We start from the raw sequence: 19,503 nt of genomic DNA, 5'->3' as shown, positions 1-19,503 counted from the left end.
GTCGAATTTTGACAATCACATACTTAGGATTGATGGCTTCGGCTTTGCTTTTTCCTTCCGTGTTACAGAGTGCGGAAACTCGAACGTGTTGGGCTGGTCACACCGGTGAGTGTGGCGCCACGGCACCGCAAGTCCTGGACCTTGCCGTGCCAAGGTCGACCGCCGCGAAGTCTGAGATGTCGGATGTCATTGATGCACCGCTTGAGGTCCGGCTGGAGCGTCAGTTCCTCGATGATTTTTTGGGATCCTCGCCTGATCATGATATTTGGCGGCACCACTACAACCATGGCCGCTACGACGAATTTCGTGGGAGGACACTGCAAGCCAACAAAGAACAACAAATCTACGTTGATCCAGGTTTTTCGGGCACCGGCGATACGCCTCTGGGGTTGAATCCGTTCGATATCCGTGACGGGGTTCTGGGTATTACGGGCCGCCGTGCAAGATCGGATGCGATGCCGTATCTCGATGGCTTCGCATATACATCCGGTTTGCTATCGTCTCAGAATACCTTCGAGCAGACTTACGGATACTTCGAGGCACGCATAAAGGTGCCAGTCGGGCAGGGGTTGTGGTCTGCATTCTGGCTGAAAACACATCACGCACACACGCCCAAGGGGCTACCCGCATGGCCGCCGGAAATCGACGTAATGGAGTTCATCGGAACAAGGACGGACAGATATTACACCACAGCTCACTGGGACGTCATGCCGGACAATAAGAAAAGTGGTTCAGCGGTTTTGAATGTTAACCCTGGTGCTGACTTTAATGCCTACGGTGTGCTCTGGACGCCTGATCAAACTGTGTTTTACTTCAACAGGCAGCCTGTCAAAACGATAGAAACAAAGCCTAATCACAATGTCCCAATGTTTATGGTGCTAAACTTGGCACTAGGGGGGAAATGGCCAGGCAATGTCAGCGACAGTGCGCTACCCGCTCGGCTAGAGGTCGACTGGGTCGCAGCGTACGAGATTTCGCCAAATCAGAAGGTCAGGCAATAGCAGTCTTGTTTGACGTCGCGCCTATCGGGCCAAATAGCGGTATGTGATAAGAAAGAGTTTCTGGCTCATCGTAACTACCGAGGAGTGGAACAGGAGGCAGCCAACCAGGACGCGAGCGGCGTCTCTGGTGGTCCCTCCGTCCAAGCACGCACTGCCGTGGATCGGGCGTACGTCGTACACCGACTGCGGCGTCATGCAAGATCACGGGGTCAAGCCAATCGCTTTGGCCAACTCACCCTGAACCCTGCGACGGTTCCAATCCAAGCAGGGTGGTCGCAGCGCGCAAGAGGAAGTCCGCCTTCGAATAGGCATAATTCAGCTTAATCGACCACAACAGCGTGGTTTTCCAAGTTTTTGGGAACTATCTCGCTAAGCGTTGATTGTGGCAGGTAGTTAACAAACGGTAAATGGTAATGGGTTTCCTAGCGGGGCCATGAGGTTGAGGGTGGTTTGTGTGTTTGGAAGAGGTAGTAGTAGTTTGAATAACATCGGGACCAGCCAACCGCTAGGCGGCGCAATTAAGCGAAATTTTGATATATTATTTGCAATTATAGCAATTACGGCCAGCTTCGGAATCGTCATAATCAGTGTCGTGTGGATTAAGGTGGTCAGTCGTGGGCCAGCTTTCTTTGTCCACTATAGAATCGGATTTGGTGGAGAAGAATTTCCATGCCTGAAATTGCGTACAATGACGGTTGATGCCGATGAACGTTTAAAAGCCCACCTTGCCGCAAACCCCAGAGATCGAAAGGAGTTCGAGGAACACCAAAAGCTGACGCATGACCCTCGGATCGTGCCTGGCATTGGCAAATTTTTGCGAACAACCAGTTTGGACGAACTACCGCAATTCCTCAATGTACTCCTTGGGCATATGTCGATTGTTGGTCCACGCCCGGTCACCGCCGCAGAAGTTGATCGCTATGGTATACATCGGGCTACTTATTTGGCAACGCGGCCCGGTGTAACCGGGCTTTGGCAGGTGTCCGGCAGAAATGCCTTGTCTTTTGAAGAGCGCGTGGAGATTGACTCGGAATATGTGAAAAACTGGTCCATGGGTCGAGACGCCAAGATCATCTTGAAAACGATAAAAGTGGTCTTCACCGGTGAGGGAGCCTGTTAAAATATTTCAAGTTGAAACTGGATTTGTTGTCAAAACGGGTGTTCCGGTAGTGCCCACGCGGTAACCTGATCAGAAGTTGAGTGCCAGATGCGGTTGGCGACCTCGACGCCGTGAATGACGTCGGCGAGGTGGGTGATGCCGCGTAGTTTGCGCGTTTTTTGGCTTGTAGTCTGTCGTGAACAGATCGGGCGCTTTGACCGCGGCCTCGCAGGTTTCAGCCATCTCAGATGATGCCCATTGCTCAGGGGCGCAGCGTGCGCTTGTCTTGGATCTGTACGAGAATGCGAAAACCACGTCCCGATCAGTGAATCCGACACTGTTAACTTCTTGTGTGGTGGCGTGTCCTCAAGGGTTGGTCGGTGATGCTGCAACGACAATCCAACCAGATACGCCTCCAGTCTTCAAGTCACTCCACAACCAGATTCACCCATAGCCCTTGGAGATGTGGTCGAGCTTGCATCGGATCTAAAGGTTGACTGGACCGCGAATGCCACTTCGGCATATCACGCTCTAATCTCTCCCCTTCCGGCTTCCAATGAAACCCATTGTCAGTGCAGCGCATATTGCAGGGCTGCCAAAAAAAATATCACGACACCGCTCACAACGATAAAAAAAGCGATTGCCAAAAGAAGTGATGAGCCGAGAAATAGACTGACCATGGCTGAAATACTGCCGAGTAGCGCGCCAATAATCAAATATCCGACATTCATGACCAGTCGCCATATATCCTGTGGTGGTGTGTTCAATATAGAATACAACTTTTGGCGACTTCGGTCAATTTCATTCAACCACTGGGTGACTACATTGATGGATTTGTAATCCTTCAAAACCAAAAAAAATGCGAACGTAGAATTTTCTTAGCAAGATGCCGGGGGAATTCTGATAAACGTGAGGAGATTTAACGACCCCCAAATTCTCGCGATCCTGCGCCAGGCTGAGGGCGGGATGCCGGTGGCAGAGCTGGGCCGCGAACGCGCGATGAGCATAAATCTGTGGATCTCTCTCCCATAGCAAGATTTGCGTGGGTAACCCACCGCAGCCACATCCTGAAGAGCGAAACGACAGCGTTCGATTCAAGGCCAGTTCGGCCGTAGCTGTGTGGAATAAAAGGCAGGACAATGATGTCTTGACCCCAGCCTGACCCCCAACACATAGCCTGAAGGGGCGCGTTCTCGATGAGAGAACTGGGTCACTTCCGGGCAGAGATTAACAGCCCCAGCCGTAGAAAACGGCGCCATTTAAGGCGCCGTTTTTGATTTCTTGTATCGGGTTACTCAGCTGCGGCGACTGTTTCCGCATGCTTGTCGCGCAATCCGTCGCGGTAAAGCGCCTTCACCAGCGCGACGCACATCAGCCCCATCACCATCGTGAACGGCAGCGCCCCGATGATCATGGCACTCTTCAGGGCCTCCATCGGGTCTGAGCCGGAGCCGTTCTTGCCCGCCACCAGAAGCGTACCGATGACCAGCGTCAGGATCACACCCCAGACGATGCGGTGCTTGATATCGGTCTCTTCCGCGCCGCCCGACATAATCGTATTCATCACAAGGATGCCCGAGTCTGCCGAGGTGACCAGGAAGGTCATGATCAAGATGACACACATCACGGTGATAGTGGTCAGGAACCCGCCGGATATCATCTGGCCCAATGTCACGAAGAGCTTGGCGGTGTTCGACGCGCCGATGATTTCACCGTTGGCGCCGCCAGTCAGCTCCAGATCGATTGCCGTTGCGCCAAGAATGGTCATCCAGGCAAAGCAGACCATCGCCGGTGCAAAGACGCAGCCGATGATGAATTCGCGCACCGAGCGACCCTTGGAAATGCGGGCAAGGAACAGTCCGACGAAAGGCGAAAACGCGATCCACCAGGCCCAGTAGAACGTCGTCCAACCGGCCTGCCAACCAAAGAGCCGACCTTCGGATCCTGCCGCGTAGGCTGCCTGCTGCACCTGTGCGGGGAGTTCCGCCGCGGCGCCAGTCAATCCACCTTGAAATGCGTCGAACGAGCCCCAGGCATTGGTGGCACCTGAGTAAAGCTCACCCGCGAGCGGTGCTGCTTCAGCCGGAAGGGCTGCGGTAAATGCCGTCTCGGACAGCGGCATATATGGGCCAAAGCTGAGCTGGGTGAAATGCGCGACATAATCGATGAAGGCCGATCCATAGGTCGACATCGCGAAAGCAAACGAGCCGAAAATGACGAAGACCAGCAGGAGGATTAGCGACAGCACAAGGTTGAGGTTCGACAGGTATTTGACCCCACGCCCGACGCCCGAGACCGCCGAGATGATCGACATGCCCATGATCGCAACAAGTCCGGCGATCAGGCCGACGGAACCCGGTGCGGGGGCGTCCCCGCTCATGTCCATCATCCAGTCCATGCCGGTAATCGCATAGACGCCGTCGATAAATTGGCTGACACCAAATCCGATGGTGACCGACACCCCGAGGATTGTGGCCACGATGCCAAGAATATCGACGATATGACCCAGAATCCCGTTCATATGCCTGCCGAAAAGCGGCGTCAGTGCCGAGCGGATGGTCAGAGGCATGTCACGGGTATAAGAGTAGTAGGCTAGGCAGAGACCCGTGACCACATAGATCGCCCAAGCGTGAAAGCCGTAATGCAGGAAGGTATATCGATAGCCAGACTGCAATGACTCAACGCTATTGGCGGCAACGCCACCCTTGATGATTTCAGGGTTCGAGCCCCAAAGGCCAAGCGGCTCTGCGGTAGCGAACACCATCAAGCCTACGCCCAGACCGGCACCGAACATCATCGAGAACCACGAGAAATTGGAAAATTCCGGGGCTACGCCTGGCGTGCCCATGATCCGCTTGCCGGTTTGCGGCAGGGCCGCGACGATAAAAAGAAAAAAGGCGAAAAAGCCGACAATGACGATATAGAAAGCATTGAAATCCTCCAGCAGCCTCCAGTTAAGGCTCCCAAGCACACCATTTGCATTGGCGGGCAGGACCAGTGCCCAGATGACGAGAAGCGCCATCGACAGTTTCGATATTAATGCGATTGGCAGGCTGTTGCCTTGGTAAAATCCCGATGGCGCCTTTTGGATGCTGATATCCGTGAATGGTGGTTTGATACTCATGATTTGTCCTGTTCATGTCGTTTCCCGACAGAAACGTTCGGGTCGGTTGCGTCGACTTAGCCCGCGTCCAACCTTTCCCTCCTGGCAGGGCAAAATGTAACAGATTGGTGACGGCGGGGAGGCGGAAAACGACTTGTCTGTGGCTTGAATACGACGAAACTTGCCACGGGGCGGATTTCTAATGGCCCCAGAGGTGAAGTATCTGTGTTGCTGATCAAGCGGGTTTTGCTCTCCGCTCTCGGCTTGCTGCAACCAGAGCATGTGCAAAGACAAGCTCTGGTTGCGCATGACAGCGACAAGAGAGGCGCTACCAGGTTTTCCACGGGATTGAAGCGTAGGCTGGTATGGCTTTGGTTATGGGGGCTAACGAGCGCTTCTCGACACGATGGCATTGTTCGTTATTTTCGGTTTATTGTCTGGGATCCTCTTACTGCCACAGACCAAGAGATAAAAACGTGACCAACACTCCTAAACTTGCGGCACTGGCGGTTGTGATGCGCGAGAATCGTGTTCTACTCGTGAAGCGAAAGAACGAACCTGATGCCGGTCTCTGGGGCTTTCCCGGAGGGCATGTTGATCTTGGCGAAACGGCCCTTGCAGCCGCAGCCCGTGAACTGCGGGAGGAAACCGGTGTCGTAGGGCGACCCACGCGGTATCTGACCAATATCGATGTGATCATTCACGACGGCTGTGGCGGCGTGCGGTTCCATTTCCTGCTGGCTGCGGTGCTGTGCGAATATGCGAGCGGTGAACCTGCGGCTGCCGATGATGTCAGTGACGCCGCGTGGGTTCCTGTCAGCGATGTTTTGCAGCGTCAGATTGCATGTAGTGAGCATGTGGATGACGTCATTCGAACAGCCACATTATCTCATGGGTGATCAGGAATAAGAGTCCATTTCCGGGGGTGAGGAAATGAATCAGGTTGGGCCCGAGCCAGCGGCAGCGCGGGGCGGCACCGCCACTACTATACTGGATTGCAATCTTTGCCGGAGCGTCCGGCATAGCTGTAGAACGCCAATCCCAAAGTGATCAACGCTAAAACCGCAGCCGCGGTGAAGGTCATTGAGAAGGCATAGGCAACATCGGCCACGGGCGCCTGCGCAGTGTCACCTGTCCCCAGAATGGTGACGAACAAGGTGGACATGGCAGAGGCGCCGGTCATCAGCCCCAGATTCCGCGAGAGACCGAGCAGACCAGAGAGGCGACCGCGCTGCTCTGGCGCGGCATCGACCAGCACCGCCGTGTTGTTGGCGGCAAGGAACAACTGAAAGGCCGGCGTCAGCGCGATCAGTGCGGCCACATATCCGCCAACGCCGAAATATCTCGGCAAGAAGGCCAGGCAGAGCAATCCGAGCACGGTCTGCGTCAGGCCGATAACCATGACGCGCCGCGCGCCGAGCCGATCCGTCAGCCGACCGGCGGGCACGCCGGAAAGCGCGGCGACGACTGGCCCGACCGCCATGGTCAGACCGATGAGCGCCTCGTTCAGCCCCAGTGAAAACGCCAGAAAGAACGGGCCGATAACCAGTGTGGACATCATGACAGTGCCGATAGCGAAGTTCATGGCAAACCCGATGCCTGCCGTCCGGTCCTGCAGCAAGCCCATCGGCACCAGCGGCGAGGTGGCGCGGGTTTCAATGATCACGAAGAGGGCGGTTGCAATCAGGGCGGCGAAGATCAGCACACCCGACGACACCGGAATGCCGGAGACTCCACCGCTTGTCGCGAGCGCGTAGGCCGCCAGCGCGATCACCAGAACAAGGGTTCCCGGAAGATCCAGATCCCTGAACGATGTGTCCGCCCGCGCAGAGCCGCGCGTGATGACGGTGACAGACAGGACCAGCGCAACCCCGGCAAAAGCGGCCAGCAGCCAGAACGCCATCCGCCAGTCGCCCCATGTCAGCAGCACACCGCCAAGCGAGGGACCGAGCGCCGTCCCGACCGCAGAGGTCGTCCCGAGCAAGCCCATCGCCGTGCCAAGCTTTTCTGTCGGGACGAGGTCACGTGCGATTGACATCGGAAGCGCGATCAGGATCGCCCCGCCAAGCCCCTGCAACGCGCGACCGGCGACCAGCACATTGAGCGTCGGCGCCACCGCGCTCAGAACGGATGCGGCAATGAAAAGAACGAGCCCGCAGAGCAGCACCCGGCGATGGCCAAAGAGGTCCCCCAGCCGCCCGGCCGAGACGATGGTGATCGTGACGGTCATGAGATAGGCCAACACGACCCACTGAACGTCTGAAACTGTCGCTGAAAAGCTACGGGTCAGGGTGGGAAGCAGGACTGACGCCACACTGATGCCCAGTGAGGCGGTTAGCGTGGTGGCGGCGAGGGCGATCAAGATGGGAATGAAGGGGCGGGCCTGTACCGTGTTGTTCATGGTGATTTCTCTTGTCATTTATGGCAGTAGGCAACTATCCTGCCACCTCAAGTCGACTTGAGGTCAATCATGAAATTTCTCGATATTGGAGTTTTGTCAAAACAGAGCGGCATCCCTCCCTCGACGTTGCGCTATTACGAGGAAATCGGGCTGATCCGGTCGGTCGGACGCCGCGGGTTGAGACGGCAGTTCGATACGCCTGTGGCGGCACAGCTTGCGCTGATCTCATTGGGAAAAATGGCTGGGTTTTCGCTTGATGACATCAAGGGCATGTTCGCCAAGGACGGCTCGCCGCAATTGCCGCGCGCCGAGTTGCACCTGCGCGCCGATGCGCTTGACGAGCAGATCCGTGGGCTGAGACGGCTGCGCGATGCGATCCGGCATGTAGCGGATTGTCCGGCAAAGACGCATATGGACTGTCCGAAGTTCACGCGCCTTATGGACTTTGCGTCGCGTTCCGCCAACTCTTCCAGGGTCGGTTTGCGATGACGCGAGCGGAGCGCGAGATGATGCCTATGCGGCGCGCGACCGGTATCGCCGCTCTCATTTCCCGGTCGTGCAGGGGCATCCGACATTGGCCTTGCTATCGCAAATATGGACGTAAGGTGGCTGGCATGGTTTCCGACGATTTGGGTCTGGGCGGTCGGCGGTTGAAGGAATGCAATGATGTCCTTGGATTTGATGGTGGAGCAGGACATGTCGCGATCGGATGCGACTTGATTGCTCTGAGAGCTTGAGCCTTCGTCCGGACACTCTCTTTGACCGCTTTAGCCGTATAGCGATCAATCGCCTTGGCTAGCGATGGGGCTGCCACATTGACCTCGGCGATTGCGCCCGGCGTTGCGAGTTCTCGCGCTCGTTTCTTTATTCAGACGGTGGCCGCTGGCCGTCTGTCAAAGGTCTTTGTCTCGTGATAATTACGGCCCTCTCGCATCACGCGCATGCAGGCCATCTAACCGGCGCTGCCATCCTTGCGTTTGCGCGTGGTGATCGAGCTTATGGCCGCCTCTTTGTTTGGTACATGGGTATCCTATTTGATACATTGTGCCAGGTACGGTGTCGAATTCGGCGTATTTGGTACAGAATGAGCGGGAATATGGCGAAAGTGAGGGGCCTTTAAGTGTCTGAAAAATATAACCTGTCAGAAGTATCAAGCGCATCTCGTCTGTCTGTCGCCCCCATGATGGATTGGACGGTCATTTAGAAAAGCGGTATATATTTCAAATCAGTAAGGCTATGTTGTAACTCGTGTTGTAAAAAATGTTGTAAGTCGGTCCCGCCTCTGACCTAGAGTCTCGCCATCGCAAAACGGCTGCATGCTTCCGCGCTCGAAATTTTTAACGTTCAATTTCAGTGAGTTGTTCGGATGCGGCCCGAGCTTTGGTTGCTGCGGCCCGGCTAGACCTCTTCTTCCCCCAGAATGCCTCTGAAAGTTTCAAATTTGCGCTTGATGACGGCAGGAGTTTTCCCGGTCATCCATTTCGGGCGGTAGTTCTATGCTGAGGCTGATGCGCAGTAGGGGAACTACTGTTTCACCCCTTGAAGGCATCACGCTCGTAAAGGGCGACTTCGCGCCGTTTGTCGAGGTAGGTGGCCAAGTCCGAGAGATGAACACCCTTTGCACTTTTCTGACTACGCTCGGAGCGGACCAGTGGCAGATCGATTTCGCCTGCACTTACTTTTCTAAGGAATTTGGGCAAGGTCAGATGCGAAAAGTAGTCCTTGCAGACCGCGTCGACCGGTATGACCGCGCGTCCATCATATTGAGCCATCAAGAGAAAAAGCGTGTTCATTGGTCCAACCCGGTAATCTTTCTGGACCATATCGTGAGCCTGGTGCCGAATTCGATCAATGCGAGTGGGCGGCGGTAATCGGCGGGGTTCGCGGACCTTGGCGCGTTGTGGAAAAGTCCCGGCGGTGAAAGGTGGCGAACAAATAGGACAGAAACAGGAGCAAATCGGCGGTTTTGAGAAACATATCTTGCCAATGGCCGAAGAGAGAGGCGGGCAGGGGAGCCGTGACGGGTTGAAGGCTGGAGGAGAGGCTTCCGGCGCCCGTCGTGGAGGTTTTCCCATGATTCAGGAACAGGTTTTCGATGCTCGCCCCGACACCAGCGGCGGCTATAAGGTGGATGTGTCACGCGGTGAGAATTTGGACCGCGTATCATCGGAGTGGTTCTCTCGGCCGGATGACGAGCGGTACCTGTCGCTCGACGATCTCTTCGCGTCGGTCAAGGGTCGCGCGGAACGGAGCCGGACGCGCACTGTCGAGAGTGCAGCGATCCGGGTCGAGGCGCATCGCGACAACCCTGAGAAGTTGGGGCTCGTCCTGCCCGGTGCCGACGAACCCATCGCGCCGACGCATTGGAGCTTTGGCCAACTCGCCAGCCTCGTCGGCGCGCCCGCCGCCTATCTGCGTCAGCTTCCCGCACCGCTGGCGGGGATCAATTTGCAATACGGGCTGACCAACCACCGCGCGGAACAGATCAAGACACTAGAAACCGGCGACGGGCGCACAGAACTGCGTGCCGTGACCGGGCCAGACTATGGCCGCATCTACGATCACGAGCTTGTCTCTGCTGTTCAGCGCATCGCGGGCAACGGCACCGGCGACACGCGCTGGAAGGTTCCCGGCGTACTCGATTGGTCGACCGGCATCTACAACCCGCGGGTCGATATTACCAAGGACACCACCACGCTTTACGCCTCGGACCGCGACGTCTTCCTCTTCCTGGTCGACGATCTGAACCCGATCGAGGCGGGGCTGCTGCCTGATGGCTCGCCGGACCTCTATTTCCGCGGCTTCTATTGCTGGAACTCTGAAGTCGGGGCCAAGACCCTTGGCATTGCCAGCTTTTACCTGCGTGCGGTCTGCCAGAACCGTAACCTCTGGGGCGTCGAGGATTTCCAGGAGATCAAGATACGGCATTCCAAATATGCGGCGCCCCGCTTCGCCCATGAGGCTGCCTCGGCACTCACCCGCTTTGCCAACTCCTCGCCCGCGCCCTTCATCGACGGCATCCGGGCATCACGTGAGAATATCGTCGCGCGAACAGACGAAGACAGGGAAGAATTCTTGCGCAAGCGCGGGTTCTCGAAGGCGGAGACAGGTCGTATCGTCGAGACGGTCCTGGCCGAGGAAGGCCGCCCGCCCGAGAGTGTCTTCGATTTCGTGCAGGGGATAACCGCCGTGGCCCGGTCGAAACCGCAGCAGGACGCGCGGTTGGTGATGGAGGGAAAGGCGAAGGTGTTGTTGGAGAAGGTCGTGTAGGCTGTTTGGTTCGGAGGTGGTTCTGGAACGGGCCGCCTCCCTAATCTGCTTTGAGAATTCTGGCATGCTCTCTTGGTCTGATCCACGATCAACGCTTTGGGTTAGGAGTTAACAGATGGCTGTTCTTGTCTGTTAAATATCAAACAATTAGAAAAGTTGTGCAAGGCCAGCGCCTATTTTGCAGCTGAGATCAGTGGCTCGCATGCAATCCAGCTTTTCGCCAGCAGCTTCAATGATTTGGTAAATTTCATACTCTCGCAACTATTGTGCTTAAACACGACACCGACTTGAAACTGATAGTTTGAACGCTTGTTGGCAAAGACATCGTATAAAGCGTCAAGCCATTGTGGTTGGTGCTTCGCTGAATGTCCGGTATTGAACGCAGTTCTAAGGTCAAATTCAAGCTCCGCATCTAAAAAAGGAATTGATCTTTGCGATGGATATCTTCGTTGAACACTACGCATTGTTGGAACTGCATTGGGTTCGTCATCAAGGAGTGGTTTGAGGTTCTCAAGTATCTGGAAACAGATGTCGCGAAAGCCGTCCAAGCCAAGTGCTTTCAATGCATTCTTGGGTTGTGTCGCAAAACCGTTTGGAACAGTTACCATCGCTTCAACGCCATCAAAATGCAGCCCAAGAGTTAAATGCATGAAATCAGTGAAGTTAGCAGTGTCAAAGCCACTATTTATGGCGAGGTAGTCCCATACTCGCTGTTCAGATTTCCCCGTTATTGCGCCACGTCCCAAATTGCTTGGGTCCATGCCAAGTGCGGTAACCAAGTCTTTGTCTTTACGCAGTTCTTGCATGGCTTTGCGCAGTTCGGATTTGGCAACAAGGTAGCTGTACCCATCGTCATGCGACGAAAAACCATCAAACGCGGTGATTTCTGCATTGCCCAATTTGCCGTGCTCCAGCATCCGCGCCTCCAATATTTCAAAGTATTCAGCAGCGTGTTTAGCCCATGTTGAACTGTTGGACTTGTCCCGCAACCACAGGTAAATATTCGACCACTTGAGTTCGCTCCAGCTATCGAAACTCTTGGCGTTACTATCTGCAACGATGGTGAAAAAGGTTGCGTCGTCAAAACCCTGTTTGGCTGAAACACGTTGGTGACCGACAAGTTGTATTTGGGTCAATGTAGCGGTGATCTTAGCTTCAAAAACGAGAGTAAAGCCTTCGTCGTCAAAAATCCACGCATCCGGTATGTTGCGGTCATCTATTTCGATTTCATCGTAGTGGTTGGAATACGGATAACGTTGGACTGACAAATGCAGTTTGTACGGTTTGGGATGCTTGCTGCCGCAGATGTCTTTGACAAAGGAACCCAACAGGTTGCGATCATTGTCCAACGCGGTGAACAACGCATGTGTAAGCTGGTTTTCTGCTTGGGAGTAGTTATCGAATATGTTTCTCATGCTTAGGGTGCAGACCGATTTGACCAAAGAGGCGAGGCATCTATGCTTGGCCGTTTGAACTCAGAAAGCGGCCATTTTTTGAGGTCCGGCGCACAAGTCGCGTATGTGGATATCCGTTTCTTGTTGCCCCACAAGTTCATCTTGGCCACAAAGCCAGCTTTCTTTATCGCATGCTTCTCAAAAAACAGCGTAACTCCCTTCGTGCCGGCCTGCGGATTTCCGAAAGTGAGAACAGTGTCAGACCTACGTTCATCTTTGTCCAAGTAGTGGTAGTGATACCCAAAATGGCCGTGATTTTCGCGGCACAATTTTTCCTTCAGTCCAGGGATAGATATCAGGCAAAAGGCCAACTTTCGCGATTGAGTGGAGCCAACAGGCTCGCTCTTAACCGCTTCAGCAAATCCTCTTAGAATGGGCTTTTGTTCCAGCAGTTTATGCACAGTACCAAAGCAAAACACTTCGCTGTCCCCTATCGTAAAATCGCTGGGAATGTCCGCAGCAAAATCGGAAGGGATTTGGTCATCAATTTCTTTGAGCGTCGTGGATAATTCATCCAGCATTGGTTGCAGCTGATCAAAGTCATTTGATATCAATGGTGCTACAATGCGGTGACGTTGCCGAATATTGGTGCCAAGTGCAGCCATCACTTGAGCTTGACGCAGATCGATACTTTGCACTGCATCGTGCAGTATATTTACTTGACCCAATAGTTCAAAAATCTGCCCTAGCGTTCGCTCAGCATCTACTCGCATTTGGTGGTCAGCAAGATTATCCTTATCGTTACGCATGTATGTGGCGTTCCTTATGCAATGGGCAAACGCCTATACGGATGTTCGCGCAGAATTTGATCAGATTCAACCGTCAATAGGTCAACGCAGAGCCGCCTTTCCCGGCTGTCTGATCTCGATCTATCGCTTCTTAGAGTGAGAGGTGGGCCGGGTTTTCCGTGACGGGTTTGGAGGTCGGGAGAGTGGCTCCCGGCTGGCCCGTCGCGGAGATATCCCGATGACCAAGCAACAGAAGATCACCCTCAGCGCTTCGCGCGACATCCCCTTCAACAAGCTGATGCTCAGCCAATCGAACGTGCGCCACATCAAGGCGGGCGTGTCGATTGAGGAGCTGGCCGAGGATATCGCCCGGCGGACGCTGTTGGCCTCGATCACCGTGCGGCCCGTGCTGGACGACAACGGTGCCGAGACCGGTATGTTCTCAATCCCTGCCGGTGGGCGGCGGTTCCGGGCGCTGGAACTGCTCGTGAAGCAGAAGCGCCTGAACAAGACCGCCCTCGTGCCCTGCATAGTGCGCATGGACGGCCTCGCGGAAGAAGACAGCCTGGCCGAAAACATCCAGCGCGCACCGCTGCATCCTCTGGACCAGTTCCGCGCATTTCAGGCGATGCGCGAGAAAGGCCGGACCGAGGAGGAGATCGCCGCGGCCTTCTTCGTCTCGGCCAGTGTGGTCAAGCAGCGGCTGAAGCTCGCCGCAGTCGCGCCTTCGTTGCATGACGTCTACGCCGAGGAGGAAATGACGCTCGACCAGCTCATGGCCTTCACGGTCAACCCCGATCACGCGCGGCAGGAACAGGTTTGGGAGGCGCTGCAGCGGCACTATTCCAAGCAACCCTACGAGATCCGCCGGATGCTGACCGAGGGCGCGGTGCGGGCTTCGGACAAGCGGGCGCAATTCGTCGGGCTCGACAATTATGTCGAGGCCGGGGGCGACATCCTGCGCGATCTGTTCCAGCAGGACGATGGCGGCTGGCTGCAGGACGCCAGCCTGCTCGACGTCATGGTGACCGAGAAACTGGCCGATGAGGCCGAAGTGATCCGGGCCGAGGGCTGGAAGTGGGTCGAGGTCGACACCGACTTTCCCTATGGGCACACCTTCGGCATGCGGCGCATCCATGGCGCGGCGGAACCGATGAGCGACGCTGAGGCCGCCGACTATCAGGCGCTGAAGGCCGAATACGACGCGCTCGAAGCGGAACATGCGGAGGCGGATGAGTTGCCCGATGAGGTCGACGCGCGCCTCGGGGAGATCGAAACCGCGATGGAGGCGCTGCAGGACCGCACGATCCGGTTTGAGGCAGAAGACTTGGCCCTCGCGGGTGCCTTCGTCAGCATCGACAGCTCCGGGCGGCTTCGCGTCGAACGCGGCCATGTCCGGGCTGAGGACGAGCCGGTTAATGAACTGGAAGAGAACGGTGACGTCGGTGCCGAAACAGCGATCGTCGAAGATGCGGAAGCTAATGTCTCGTCCGCCGTCGAAGATGAAGAGGAGGAAGACGGCCTCAAACCCCTCTCCGACCGCCTTGTTATGGAACTGACGGCGCATCGTACGGTGGCGCTGCGCAATGCGCTGGCGCAGGACCCGCAGGTCGCTTACCTCGCGGCGCTCCATGCGATGACGCTCCGTCTGTTCTACCGCTATGGCCTCGACAGCTGCGTCGAGATCGAACCGCGCAACGCGGCGTTCGGGTCGCAGGTGCCGGGCCTTGGCGATACGGCCTATGCGCAGGCCATCGACCAGCGGCACGAGACCTGGGCGCGCAACCTTCCCAAGGCGTCGGAGGATCTCTGGGAGGCGCTGACCGAGTTCGACAGCTGCAGCCGCGAGGCGCTATTCGCCCATTGCGTGGCGATGAGCGTGAATGCCATCCACGATCCCTACCAGCGTCGACCCCGCGCGATCGCGCATGCGGATGTTCTGGCCGGGACCGTCGGGCTCGATATGGCCAAGGCAGGCTGGGTGGTCACCGGTGACAGCTATCTCGGTCGCGTGACCAAGGCCCGCATCCTCGAGGCTGTTCACGAGGCGAAGGGCGAGGACGCCTCTGACCGGATCGCCGGGCTGAAGAAGGCCGAGATGGTGACGGCAGCCGAGGACCTGCTCTCCGGCACCGGCTGGCTGCCCGAACCGCTGCGGACGCCGCCTCTGCCGGAGGACGATGGCCCAGCATTCGAACTGGTCGATACCGTCGATGAACGAGCTTCGGACGACGATACCGACGCAGGCGAAGGGCAAACGGCGGAAGACGGCGGCGAACCGGCTATCGGAGATCCCGAGTCATTGGACGAAGATGATCCCGTCACCACGGACGCCTTCGCCAAGACAGCCGCCGAGTGACCTTCGAGGAGGTCGAGGCCCCTCCAAGAGGCCCGGCCACAGGGGTCCGCCAGCAATGGCGGGCCCCTACTTTTGTCTATTGCTGAAGGAGGTCCATATGCACAGCCCCGCCGCAGAACTGTCCCGTCGCCTTGCCGAGAACGCCGAGGCCGTGTGCCGCCACTACCTTTCAAACGGCAGGAGGCAGGGGCACTACTGGATTGTCGGTGATGTTCAGAATGCTCCAGGGCGGTCCATGTATGTCCTTCTTTCCGGACCTGCGAATGGCAAAGGAGCTGCAGGCAAGTGGACCGATGCGCAATCCGGCCTGCACGGGGATCTGCTGGACATGATCCGCGAAAGCTGCGGCTTGCACGACTTCAAGGATGTTGCCGACGAAGCGCGGCGGTTTTTGAGCCTGCCACAGGCGGAGGCCTCCTTGCCGCTTGCGGCCCGATCACAGGCACCGGTGCCCTCCGGATCAACCGAAGCTGCACGACGGTTGTTCGCGATGGGCCGTCTGATCTGCGGCACTCCAGCCGAGACCTATCTGCGTAGCCGCAGGATCACTCTGTTCGATCCGGTGCCGAACTTGCGGTTCCATCCAACGTGCTACTATCGGTGCGAGAACGGCGAGCCCGCGCTCCGGCTTCCGGCTACCTATGGCTCAGCCCGCTGGGCGGAACGGTCGGAGGTCGCGGCCGCTGGGCTGCTTGGCTCAGATGGCGTTGTTCTAGGCAAGTTGGACCAGACCTATCTTCGCCATGACGGCCCGGAACATGTCCTTTGCTTTGCGCCGACCCGGTCCGGCAAAGGCGTCGGTCTGGTGATCCCGACGCTTCTGACCTGGCCGGGCTCCGCCATCGTCCACGACATCAAGGGCGAGAACTGGGATCTGACAGCAGGCTTTCGCGCGAAACATGGCCGGGTGCTTCGTTTCGACCCGACCAGCATGACCTCCGCCGCTTACAATCCGCTGCTCGAAGTTCGTCGCGGCGAATGGGAGGTGCGCGACGTCCAGAACGTGGCGGACGTCCTGGTCGATCCCGAAGGATCGCTTGAGAAACGCAACCACTGGGAAAAGACATCGCATTCACTGCTGGTGGGTGCGATCCTGCATGTCCTCTACGCTGAGAAGGATAAGACGCTGGCCGGTGTGGCTGCCTTCCTCTCAGATCCGCTCCGCCCGATCGAGGAGACGCTAGAGGCGATGATGGCGACCCACCATCTAGGCAATGCCGGGCCACATCCTGTCATCGCCTCGACTGCACGAGAATTATTGAACAAGTCCGACAATGAACGCTCAGGCGTGCTTTCGACGGCCATGTCCTTTCTCGGGCTCTATCGAGATCCAGTCGTCGCCCATGTGACCCGCGGCTGCGACTGGCGGATTGCCGACCTGATTGGCGGCGAGCAACCCTCTACGCTTTACCTCGTGGTGCCACCTTCTGACATCTCACGCACTAAGCCGCTGATCCGACTTGTGTTAAACCAGATCGGCCGCCGATTGACGGAGGATTTGCATGACACCAAGCGCCGTCACCGTGTCCTCATGATGCTCGATGAGTTCCCAGCTCTTGGGCGGCTAGACTTCTTCGAAAGCGCACTGGCCTTCATGGCGGGCTACGGAATTAAGAGTTTCCTGATTGCTCAATCTCTGAACCAGATCGAGAAGGCCTATGGCCAGAACAATGCGATCCTCGACAACTGCCATGTCCGGGTGAGCTTTGCGACCAATGACGAACGCACTGCCAAGCGGGTTTCAGACGCCCTCGGCACGGCGACCGAGATGAAAGCAATGCGGAATTATGCCGGGCACCGACTGGCACCTTGGCTCGGCCATTTGATGGTGTCCCGCTCCGAGACCGCCCGCCAGCTTTTGACCCCAGGTGAGATCATGCAGCTACCGCCCGACGACGAGATCGTCATGGTGGCCGGTTCGCCGCCGATCCGGGCGAAAAAGGCACGATATTTCAAGGATCAACGGTTTTCAGAGCGCGTGCTGCGGCCACCGGAGCCGGAGAACACTGGAGCAACGCCTAAGAATGATCCGTGGTCTTCTATGGTGAAACCAAGTGCTACAGATCTAAAGCCAACCGCCAACATTAAGGCCCACGGCGACGAAGCCAACGCAGGGCTGCGCCGAGAGCCTGAACTGCCCGATCATGTTGAGATCGTGCCAGAGCCTCCAATGGAGCCAGCACGTGAGTTTGAAATGATGATGGACGAAGAACCCGAAGAGACAGCCCGACAACGACAGGCACTGCGCCGACAGATGGGACAGGTGGCCCAACAAGCTTCACTTGACCGTAATGATGGCATCGATCTTTGAGGGCTGACCTATGCGCAACCGTCTCAACCTGTCTCTGCCAGCCGAACTAATCGGACGCATCAACGACTTGGCCGACCGGAAACGACTAACCCGGTCTGCGGTCGTCGAAGCGGCCGTCGAGTCTTTTCTCTCTCCCGATCACGCAGATATGCAGGAAGCTGCTTTAGGCAGAAGACTGGACCGCCTTTCGCGGCAGATTGCGCGGCTCGAACGAGACCAGCGGATCACAACCGAGACGTTGGCGTTGTTCGTCCGGTTTTGGCTCACTATCACGCCGCCCATACCGGCGGAGGAACAAGCGTCTGCTCAAGCCAAAGGGCGCGAGCGGTTTGAAGGATTCGTTGAAACCCTCGGGAAGCGAATGCAGCAAGGGAAGCAGTTCCCTAATGAGTTTCCAGGCGATCGGCCCAAATAAACTAAGTCCACCCTGTCGATGGCCCGTTAAACATTTTCGCAATGGGGTTGGATGCTGGAAAGTAGCTTGCGCTCGTGCAGCGATAGGGTATGCGTCCTGAATAAAGTTCGCTTTGCCCAACAACACTAAAGTGTCATCTCAAGTGATTGATTTATAGAGAATTCCCTCCCAATTGCAGCTTGCTTGCTCTAAGGGGTAGACTGTTCGAGCGCATCCATCAGAAGAGCGACCGCTGCCTCTACTTGCGCCATCGTGGAATACCTCCCAAAGCTAAAACGGATACATTCTAACGAAGCTTTCTTGTCGAAGCCCATCGCTTGCAATACATGAGAGGGCTCAATGGAGCCCGACGAACATGCAGACTGAGTAGAGGCTGCGATTTTTGGCTGCAAACGCGCCAAAAGATCTGAGGCATCGTGGCCTGCAAAACGGATTAGAGCATTGCCTGGGTGCCGGTTTTCTAAACACCCAACTAGTTTCCCAATTTGTTTTTCGTGAAGCTTTTTCACGAAATGGTCTCTAATAGCTGCTAAGCTTTTGCGTTCAGTTTTCCCGACCTCTTCAACGAGTCGACAAGCTTCCCCGAAGCCAACAATTAATTCTGTTGGCATAGTACCTCCACGCCGTCCGCCTTGCTGCCCTGCACCGACAATAATTGGTGTCATCATTTCTGCGGCACCTGGACCGGTGAGCAAAGCACCCACTCCTTTGGGACCATAAAGTTTATGAGCCGATATGGTGGCCAGGGCGATGTCGAAACCAAGTAGATCAATATCCATTGCGAGCGGGGCTTGTGACAGGTCAACATGAAACAGGACACCAAACGATCTGCATAAGTCTGAAATCGTCGCCAAATCAGCAATTGCACCATTCTCATTGTTCACGCCCACAATAGATACGAGAGCCGTTGCATCGCTTAACAGATTTTTCAGATCCACTGCATCCGGAGCTCCGCTGTCGTCAAGAGCGATAAAGCGCACGACCAAACCACAGGATTCTGCCTCTTTGAAAATCGAGCCATGATCCCCTGCTCCGATTAGGATTTCAGTTCTTCCCGACTTCTCAGCGATGGCCTGTGCTGTGCGGAAGACCATCGCATTTGCTTCACTCGCTCCCGACGTAAAAATCACGTCATCCCCTTGAAGGCCAAAGAGATTTCCAACTTGGTTAGCCGCAATATTGATGGCCGCAGCTGCGCGCCATCCGAGCGCGTGATCTGCCGCATGCGGATTAGCAAAAAGCGTCGTTGACGCTTCGGTCATCACTTTCAAAACCCGCTGATCGGTAGGCGTCGAGGCCTGATAGTCGAGGTATATGGTTTCACCAACCTGCATGTCACCCTCAATACTGGACGAAGTCTCC

15 protein-coding genes are annotated in these 19,503 nt (G+C 56.3%); 8 read left to right on the top strand and 7 right to left on the bottom strand.

The window, feature by feature from the left end:
- Window positions 1-176: 176 nt before the first annotated feature.
- Both FGD77_RS17510 and FGD77_RS17505 read left to right on the top strand, forming a co-directional pair.
- Window positions 177-1,001 carry a family 16 glycosylhydrolase gene (locus tag FGD77_RS17510; protein ID WP_255011618.1) on the top strand — a complete coding sequence of 275 codons (825 nt, stop codon included), beginning with the start codon at window positions 177-179 and terminating at the stop codon, window positions 999-1,001.
- Between the two features lie 478 nt (window positions 1,002-1,479).
- Window positions 1,480-2,121, top strand: a complete 642-nt coding sequence (locus FGD77_RS17505) for a sugar transferase (protein ID WP_255011617.1) — start codon at window positions 1,480-1,482, stop codon at window positions 2,119-2,121.
- A 548-nt stretch (window positions 2,122-2,669) separates the two neighbouring features.
- Here the strand turns inward: FGD77_RS17505 and FGD77_RS17500 are convergent.
- Window positions 2,670-2,831, bottom strand: coding sequence for a hypothetical protein (locus FGD77_RS17500; protein WP_255011610.1), 162 nt, complete (start codon window positions 2,829-2,831; stop codon window positions 2,670-2,672).
- 560 nt (window positions 2,832-3,391) lie between these two features.
- A complete protein-coding gene (locus FGD77_RS17495) occupies window positions 3,392-5,224 on the bottom strand; it encodes a BCCT family transporter (protein WP_255011608.1) in 1,833 nt (610 codons plus the stop codon).
- Window positions 5,225-5,568: 344 nt separating this feature from the next.
- On the opposite strand from FGD77_RS17495, the gene FGD77_RS17490 reads away from it, so the two are divergent.
- Window positions 5,569-6,102, top strand: coding sequence for an NUDIX hydrolase (locus tag FGD77_RS17490; protein ID WP_369682736.1), 534 nt, complete (start codon window positions 5,569-5,571; stop codon window positions 6,100-6,102).
- Between the two features lie 86 nt (window positions 6,103-6,188).
- Here FGD77_RS17490 and FGD77_RS17485 read toward each other — a convergent pair whose 3' ends face one another.
- Window positions 6,189-7,604 carry an MFS transporter gene (locus FGD77_RS17485; RefSeq protein WP_255011605.1) on the bottom strand — a complete coding sequence of 472 codons (1,416 nt, stop codon included), beginning with the start codon at window positions 7,602-7,604 and terminating at the stop codon, window positions 6,189-6,191.
- Window positions 7,605-7,673: 69 nt separating this feature from the next.
- On the opposite strand from FGD77_RS17485, the gene FGD77_RS17480 reads away from it, so the two are divergent.
- Window positions 7,674-8,093, top strand: coding sequence for a helix-turn-helix domain-containing protein (locus FGD77_RS17480; protein ID WP_255011604.1), 420 nt, complete (start codon window positions 7,674-7,676; stop codon window positions 8,091-8,093).
- Between the two features lie 1,043 nt (window positions 8,094-9,136).
- Here the strand turns inward: FGD77_RS17480 and FGD77_RS17475 are convergent.
- Window positions 9,137-9,427 (bottom strand): pyocin activator PrtN family protein, encoded by a 291-nt coding sequence (locus FGD77_RS17475; protein WP_255011603.1) that lies wholly within the window; start codon window positions 9,425-9,427, stop codon window positions 9,137-9,139.
- Window positions 9,428-9,677: 250 nt separating this feature from the next.
- On the opposite strand from FGD77_RS17475, the gene FGD77_RS17470 reads away from it, so the two are divergent.
- Window positions 9,678-10,874, top strand: coding sequence for a DUF932 domain-containing protein (locus FGD77_RS17470; RefSeq protein ID WP_255011602.1), 1,197 nt, complete (start codon window positions 9,678-9,680; stop codon window positions 10,872-10,874).
- A 173-nt stretch (window positions 10,875-11,047) separates the two neighbouring features.
- Here FGD77_RS17470 and FGD77_RS17465 read toward each other — a convergent pair whose 3' ends face one another.
- Both FGD77_RS17465 and FGD77_RS17460 read right to left on the bottom strand, forming a co-directional pair.
- Window positions 11,048-12,289, bottom strand: a complete 1,242-nt coding sequence (locus tag FGD77_RS17465; RefSeq protein ID WP_255011599.1) for a hypothetical protein — start codon at window positions 12,287-12,289, stop codon at window positions 11,048-11,050.
- 2 nt (window positions 12,290-12,291) lie between these two features.
- Window positions 12,292-13,077, bottom strand: coding sequence for a hypothetical protein (locus tag FGD77_RS17460; RefSeq protein ID WP_255011597.1), 786 nt, complete (start codon window positions 13,075-13,077; stop codon window positions 12,292-12,294).
- A gap of 217 nt (window positions 13,078-13,294) precedes the next feature.
- Here FGD77_RS17460 and FGD77_RS17455 point away from each other — a divergent pair, with 217 nt between their 5' ends.
- The 3 genes from FGD77_RS17455 to FGD77_RS17445 all read left to right on the top strand — a co-directional run bounded on the left by FGD77_RS17455 (window position 13,295) and on the right by FGD77_RS17445 (window position 18,141).
- The gene (locus FGD77_RS17455; RefSeq protein ID WP_255011587.1) at window positions 13,295-15,415 is read left to right on the top strand and encodes a ParB/RepB/Spo0J family partition protein; all 2,121 of its coding nucleotides are present in this window, start codon (window positions 13,295-13,297) and stop codon (window positions 15,413-15,415) included.
- A 97-nt stretch (window positions 15,416-15,512) separates the two neighbouring features.
- Window positions 15,513-17,726 (top strand): conjugal transfer protein TraG, encoded by a 2,214-nt coding sequence (gene traG, locus FGD77_RS17450; RefSeq protein ID WP_255011585.1) that lies wholly within the window; start codon window positions 15,513-15,515, stop codon window positions 17,724-17,726.
- 10 nt (window positions 17,727-17,736) lie between these two features.
- Window positions 17,737-18,141, top strand: a complete 405-nt coding sequence (locus FGD77_RS17445; protein ID WP_255011583.1) for a ribbon-helix-helix protein, CopG family — start codon at window positions 17,737-17,739, stop codon at window positions 18,139-18,141.
- A gap of 188 nt (window positions 18,142-18,329) precedes the next feature.
- On the opposite strand, the gene FGD77_RS17440 is transcribed toward FGD77_RS17445, so the two are convergent.
- Window positions 18,330-19,475 carry a cysteine desulfurase family protein gene (locus FGD77_RS17440; RefSeq protein ID WP_255011572.1) on the bottom strand — a complete coding sequence of 382 codons (1,146 nt, stop codon included), beginning with the start codon at window positions 19,473-19,475 and terminating at the stop codon, window positions 18,330-18,332.
- Window positions 19,476-19,503 lie beyond the last annotated feature (28 nt).

This window comes from Roseovarius sp. M141 (assembly GCF_024355225.1).
GTDB lineage: Bacteria > Pseudomonadota > Alphaproteobacteria > Rhodobacterales > Rhodobacteraceae > Roseovarius.
The sequence above is the reverse complement of the archived record's forward strand: the minus strand, read 5'-3'. Positions and strand labels throughout refer to the sequence as shown.